We start from the raw sequence: 6,353 nt of genomic DNA on the forward strand, positions 1-6,353 counted from the left end.
GTGATGACTTCGGTGAGAACCTTCCTCACCGGCCGTGCATGAACTTTATGAACAAGGACCCAAAAGAAAAATGGGGTAATGCTGCATGACCTGTGAAGGTAAGCTTCAAGGTATGAAGCTGAATCAACTGGACGGATTGATCGCGTTCTGGAAGGTCGCCGAGCACGGCGGCTTCACTGCGGCAGCAGCGGACTTGGCGGTGTCGCCATCCGCGTTGAGCCAAGCCATCCGGCATCTGGAGACGCGTTTGGGCGTGCGGCTATTGAACCGCACCACGCGGAGCGTCAGCCTGACTGAAGCCGGTCGGGCCTACCTCTCACGCATCGGCCCAGCCCTCGGGCAAGTCGTCGATGCGGGGGACGAACTGAATGTCCTTCAGGGCAAGCCCTCCGGCACATTGCGCTTGAATGCGGCAAGGGTCTCCATTGCGCTGGTCCTGCGCCCGCTGTTGGAGGGTTTTCTTCGAGAGAACCCGCATGTCCAGCTCGAGCTGACCCATGATGAAGGTTTCATCGACATCGTCGAGAAAGGCTACGACGCAGGCATCCGGTTTGGCGAGAGCGTGCATCGCGACATGGTCGCCGTCCCCATCGGTGGACCCATGACAGTCGCGGTGGTGGCCACTCCTGAGTATCTGCGGCGTGTGCCAGCCCCCCGGCATCCAGACGATCTTGTGCGTCACAACTGCATCCGGCTGCGCTTTGCCTCCACAGGCGCCATCTACAAGTGGGAGTTCGACGTAGATGGCCGCCAGGTGGATTACGAGGTCGGCGGCAACCTGATCATCACCGACACGACGTTCAGCCTGGACATCGCGCTCGAAGGCGTCGGATTGGCGTACACCTTCGAACAACTGGCACAGCCCTACCTTCAGGCCAGGCGCTTGAAGCGTGTGCTGACCGAGTTCTCGCCAACGTTCCCTGGCTTTTACTTGTACTACCCCAGCAGGCACGATCAGCCTTCGAAGCTGAAGGCGTTGATCGAGTACGTCGGTCGACATGCGTCTTGAAGGAGACCTTCATACGGTCATAAGCGTTGGTGCCTTTTTCTTCCCGATCGGTGTGCCTACAGTCGCAATCCCAAACGCTGACTCACCAGGCGTCCCTTGCCCATCCACTGTTCGCGGAGAACCCACCGACCATGAGCAAGCTCAACATCAACGGCCGCGATCGCACGGTCGATGCCGACCCGTCCACCCCCATCCTCTGGGTGCTGCGCGACACGCTGGGCATGACAGGCACCAAGTTCGGCTGTGGCGCGGCCCTGTGCGGCGCCTGCACGGTCCATCTCGACGGCCAGGCGATTCGCTCGTGCGTGACGCCGATCTCCGCGGCGGCCGGGCAGAAGATCACCACCATCGAAGCCGTCACCGGTGGCACCGACAAGGTCGGCAAGGCGGTGCACGAAGCCTGGGTCAAGCATGACGTCGCGCAGTGCGGCTACTGCCAGAGCGGCCAGATCATGTCGGCCACTGCGTTCCTGAAGTCCGTCCCGCGCGGCAAGCTGCCAACCGACGCCGAGATCGATTCGGCGATGGCCGGCAACATCTGCCGGTGCGGCACCTACGCCCGCATCCGCGCCGCGGTGGCCGATGCCGCCACAACCCTCGCCTGAGGAACACCATGTCGCGCAACATCGAATACCGGGAACTGCCGCTCGCCTTGCAGCACATGCTGGAGCGGGACCACGCCGGCCAAGCCGCCGCCTTGCCGCGTCGCAGCTTCCTGAAACTGGTCGGCGCAGGAGGGCTCGCGCTCGGTGCCTTTCCTCACCTGGCAACAGCGCAGGCCAATGGCGCAGGCGATTCGGCCGGCGGCCTCAAGCCGACCCAGCAGCCCTCGGCCTTCGTGCAGATCGCTCCCAACGGCGAGGTCACCGTGACGATCAACCGGCTGGAGATGGGTCAGGGTGTGCAGACCGCATTGCCGATGATCCTGGCCGAGGAACTCGATGCGGACTGGAAGCTGGTGCGCAGCCGGCATGGCTCGAGCGACGCCGCCTATGTCGACCCGGCGTTCGGCATGCACCTGACCGGCGGTTCCAACTCGGTCAAGAACAGCTACACGCAGTACCGCGAGCTGGGGGCGCGCGCTCGGGCCATGCTGCTGGCCGCGGCGGCGGCGCGCTGGAACGTGGACGCATCCACGTTGCGCACCCAGGCCGGTACAGTGCTGGGCCCGGGCCGCCGCAAGCTGGGTTACGGCGAGCTGGCCGAAGCCGCGATGGCCTTGCCCGTGCCCGAGAAGGTCACGCTGAAAGATCCAAAGGACTTCCGCATCATCGGGCGGCCCACCGGCCGCCTGGACGCCCGGGCCAAGAGCAGCGGACGGCAGAACTTCGGCATCGACGTTCGCCTGCCCGGGCAGCTGACCGCCGTGGTGGCTCGTCCACCCGTGTTCGGTGCAAAGCTTGCCTCCGTGGACGACGGTGCGGCACGCGCCGTCAAGGGCGTGAAAGCCGTGCTGCGCGTGCCGCTGGACCGTGGGGCCGAAGGCATCGCGGTGATTGCCGACGGCTACTGGCCGGCCAAGCAAGGGCGCGACGCGCTGAAGCTGCAATGGGACACGGCAAAGGTCGAGAAAGTCGACAGCGACAAGCAGCTCGCCCAGTACCGAGAGTTGGCCGGCCGCCCCGGGCCGCGCCATTTCGAATCCGACATGGCGCCACTGGCCAACGCACCACGGAAACTGGAAGCCGAGTTCGTCTTCCCCTACCTGGCCCATGCGGCCATGGAACCGCTCAACTGCACCGTCGCGATCAACGACGGGCGCGCGGAAATCTGGACGGGCTCGCAGTCGCCCGGCATGGACGGCGCCGCGGCCGCGCGCGTGCTGGGCCTCAAGCCCGAGCAGGTGAAGGTGAATGTGCAGATGGGGGGCGGGGGCTTTGGCCGGCGCTTTTCAGCCACCAGCGACTTCGTGGTCGAGGCCTGCGAGATCGCCAAGGCTGCGGCCGCCGCCGGCCTGAAGGTGCCGGTACGAACGCTCTGGAGCCGTGAGGACGACATGAAAGGCGGCTACTACCGCCCGATGCACCTGCACCGCGCGCGCATTGGCTTCGACGACACGGGCAAGGTGCTGGCCTGGGACCACGTGATCGTCGGCCAGTCGATCCTCGCCGGCTCCGTGTTCGAGCAGTTCCAGGTGAAGAATGGCGTCGACGCGTCCGCAGTCGAAGGCATGCGGGAGCCCTACCCGCTGCCGATGCGCCTGACGGTGCACCATCCCAAACTCAACGTGCCTGTGCTGTGGTGGCGCAGCGTGGGTTCCACCCATACCGCGTTCGTGATGGAGACGTTGATCGACGAGATTGCCCGCGCGACGAAGCAGGACCCGGTGGCCTACCGCATGAAGCTCTGGGGCGACAAGCACCCGCGCCACAGCGCCGCGCTACAGCTGGCCGTGGACAAGAGCGGCTATGGCAAGAAGCAGCTCCCCGCCGGCCGCGCCTGGGGCGTGGCGGTGCACGAGTCTTTCTCGACCGTCGTGGCCTACGTGGTCGAGGCTTCGATCAAGGACAACAGTCCCGTGCTGCACCGGGCGACAGCCGGCGTGCACTGCAACCTGGCGGTGAACCCGCGCACCATCGAGGCTCAGGCGCAAGGCTCAGCCGTCATGGGCCTGTCGATGTGCCTGCCCGGCGCGGCGATCACGTTGAAGGACGGCGTGGTGGAGCAGAGCAACTTCGGCGACTTCGTCGTGCCGCGCATCACCGACATGCCGCAGGTCGTCGTGCATGTCGTACCCAGCGCCGATGCGCCCACCGGCATGGGTGAACCCGGCCTGCCGCCGCTCGCACCGGCGTTCGCGAACGCGGTGGCAGCGCTGACCGGTAAACCGTTGCGCGAGATGCCTTTCAAGCTCGCCTGATCAGGGAGAGGGAACCAGAAGACCGCGCCATGACCGTGCGCGCCCTTCCAAACGCGTGCAAGCCTTCGACATCCAGAACGTGGATGCTGCCGTACTGCACTTGCATGAATCCGGCCGCCTGCAGTTCGTGCAGCGCTCGGTTCGCGATCTGGCGCGACAAGCCACACAAGCGTGCGATTTCTTCTTGGGAGATGCGCAAGGCATCCGAGGTGGCCGAGCAGAGCGACGGGTTGAACAGCTCAGCCACGCACACGGCAACCTGGGCAGTGGTGGATTGCATGCGACAACTCTCCACGACAGCGACGAACTGCCCGAGTCGGGCGTTCAACTGGTGCACCAGAAAGTGATTGAACGCCAGGCTGGTTTCAAAAAGCCAGTCGAACGTCTTCATCGGCATCAACGCGATCCAGCTGTCTCGCAGCGTGACCACTTCGTAAGGTCTGAGTTCGTGCTTGAGTATCGCCCCCTCGCCCAGCCACCCGCCGGAGGTCACGCCGATGAAGGTCGTGCTGCGCCCGTCCTCTGAAACGGTCGAGACCTTCACCATTCCATCCAGGACGCCGATCCAATACTGAGCTGGGGCGCCTTCCTGACAGACGACGGAGCCGGCGGCGTATTTCACCAGTTGGGTTTCGCACTCGACTCGCACCAACTGCTCGGCGGTCAGGTGCCTGGCCCACGGGGCTTCCCGCAGGTGATCGCGCATTTCGAGGGAAGGAGCCGACATGGTTTTCGCGAGAACTCAACGGTTGTACCCGTCGACGCTATCCGTACTGCGAGTCTTCGCAATCGGGGCAATCCAGTTCCGCGAGCCGGTCATGGGGGTCTTCCCCTAGCTGGAAAACGCGGGAATGTACATCGACGGACAGTCCATCTGCGGCGCAGATTCCAGAATCGTCCCGTGCCCATCGACAAGGCGGCAATGCACCGCTGAAGACTACGGAGACACATACCATGAGAGTTGGAAATCGCAAGACAAGCCCGGCCCGCCCTGCGGCGCTCGCCGCCATGGCCTCGTGCTCGTTGCTGCTGTCGGCCTGTGGCTCGAACGACGATGACGCGGCACCCGTCGTGGTGACTGCGCAGAAGGCCTGCGATGCCCTGTCGGGCAAGACCATCGCGGGCGCAACCCTCACCGCCGCCGCGGTGGCCGCGAGCGCAGCCGTACCGAGCTACTGCAAGGTCAATGGCACCATCGCTCCGGCCCTGAACTTCGAGATGCGTCTGCCGAACGCCTGGAACGGCAAGCTCTACTACGGCGGCGGCGGTGGCTACAACGGGTCGATCCCCGCGGTATCCGTGCCGGCACTGACTCAGGGTTACGCAACGGTCGCCAGCGACTCCGGCCACCAGGGCAGCGGGCTGTCTGCCGACTTCGCCTTGACCGACACCTTTGCAGCCCAGCTCTTCGGCAGCCTCTCGGTGCCGACGGTGATGTCGACCGCACTCGAGGCGGTGACCGCGGCCTACGGCATGCCGCCCTCCAAGTCATATTTCGAGGGCTGCTCCAACGGCGGGCGGGAAGCGTTGATGAACGTGCAGCGCTATCCGAACTTGTTTGACGGCGTCATCGCGCGGGCACCCGCCTACAACTGGGTGGGATTCATGGGCGCATTCAACCGCACGGCCAAGGCGCTGGCGGCTCCTGGTGGCGCATTCAGCACGGCCAAGACAGCGCTGTTGGCCAAGCACGTGCGCGACACCTGCGATGCGCTGGACGGCATCGTCGATGGTGTCGTCTCGAACCCCGCGGCTTGCACGCCGGCGCTCGTCAATGTGAGCGCATTGCGCTGTGCCGGCGGCGCAGACACCGGTGACACCTGCCTCTCGGATGCGCAGCTGGCGGTGGTCACGTCGTGGACGACCGACGCTGCGTTCACCGGCAGCAATACCTTCCGCAATGCCGGCTGGAACCTGACCGGCAACGAGGACGATCCAGGCGCCTGGGCAGTGTGGGAAACGGGCGGCGGCAATGTCACGGGCGCGCTGCAGTTCCTGTTCCAGGACACCACCGTCAAGAACTATCTCGCGCGCGACCCGGCAGCCAATTCGCTGACCTACGCGCCGTGGGATCAAAATCAGAACGCGCTCTATGCGATGGCGGCGCTCAACGACGCGACGAGCACCGACATTCGCCCGTTCATCAACAGCGGTGGCAAGCTGATCCTGTGGCACGGCGGCAATGATGGGGCGCTCAGCGTGAACTCGACTGCCGAGTACGTCGCCAACATGCGAAACGCCGTCGGCGCGACGAACGCCGACGCGGCCACGCGCTTCTACGTTGCGCCTGGCGTTGACCACTGCGCGGGCGGCCCCGGAGCAGACACGTCGGACCTGCTCACCGCGCTGGACCAATGGATCACGAAGGGCGCGGCGCCGGGCACCTTGACCGCACAGAAGCTCGATGCAGCGGGGGCGGTGTCAAGCACGCTGCCCTTGTGCCAGCACCCGCAGTACCCTCGCTACACCGGCCCGGCCAATGAC

At 65.2% G+C, this 6,353-nt stretch carries 5 protein-coding genes; 4 read left to right on the forward strand and 1 reads right to left on the reverse strand.

Annotation, left to right across the window (positions count from 1 at the left end; translation table 11 throughout):
• Positions 1-112: 112 nt before the first annotated feature.
• The 3 genes from AC1D1T_RS14470 (at position 113) to AC1D1T_RS14480 (ending at position 3,869) form a co-directional block, all read left to right on the forward strand.
• Positions 113-1,009 (forward strand): LysR family transcriptional regulator, encoded by an 897-nt coding sequence (locus tag AC1D1T_RS14470; protein ID WP_477825739.1) that lies wholly within the window; start codon positions 113-115, stop codon positions 1,007-1,009.
• A gap of 131 nt (positions 1,010-1,140) precedes the next feature.
• A complete protein-coding gene (locus AC1D1T_RS14475; protein WP_477825741.1) occupies positions 1,141-1,614 on the forward strand; it encodes a (2Fe-2S)-binding protein in 474 nt (157 codons plus the stop codon).
• Positions 1,615-1,622: 8 nt separating this feature from the next.
• Complete coding sequence (locus AC1D1T_RS14480; RefSeq protein WP_477992042.1) at positions 1,623-3,869, forward strand: xanthine dehydrogenase family protein molybdopterin-binding subunit; 2,247 nt, start codon at positions 1,623-1,625, stop codon at positions 3,867-3,869.
• Here the strand turns inward: AC1D1T_RS14480 and AC1D1T_RS14485 are convergent.
• Positions 3,856-4,596 (reverse strand): Crp/Fnr family transcriptional regulator, encoded by a 741-nt coding sequence (locus AC1D1T_RS14485; RefSeq protein WP_477828435.1) that lies wholly within the window; start codon positions 4,594-4,596, stop codon positions 3,856-3,858. The two genes, AC1D1T_RS14480 and AC1D1T_RS14485, sit on opposite strands and share 14 nt — an antisense overlap.
• 227 nt (positions 4,597-4,823) lie before the next feature.
• Between AC1D1T_RS14485 and AC1D1T_RS14490 the strand changes: the two genes are divergently transcribed.
• The coding region (locus tag AC1D1T_RS14490) for a tannase/feruloyl esterase family alpha/beta hydrolase (RefSeq protein WP_477992043.1) at positions 4,824-6,353 on the forward strand (1,530 nt) is incomplete at its 3' end.

This window comes from Rhizobacter sp. P2_H3 (assembly GCF_056403355.1).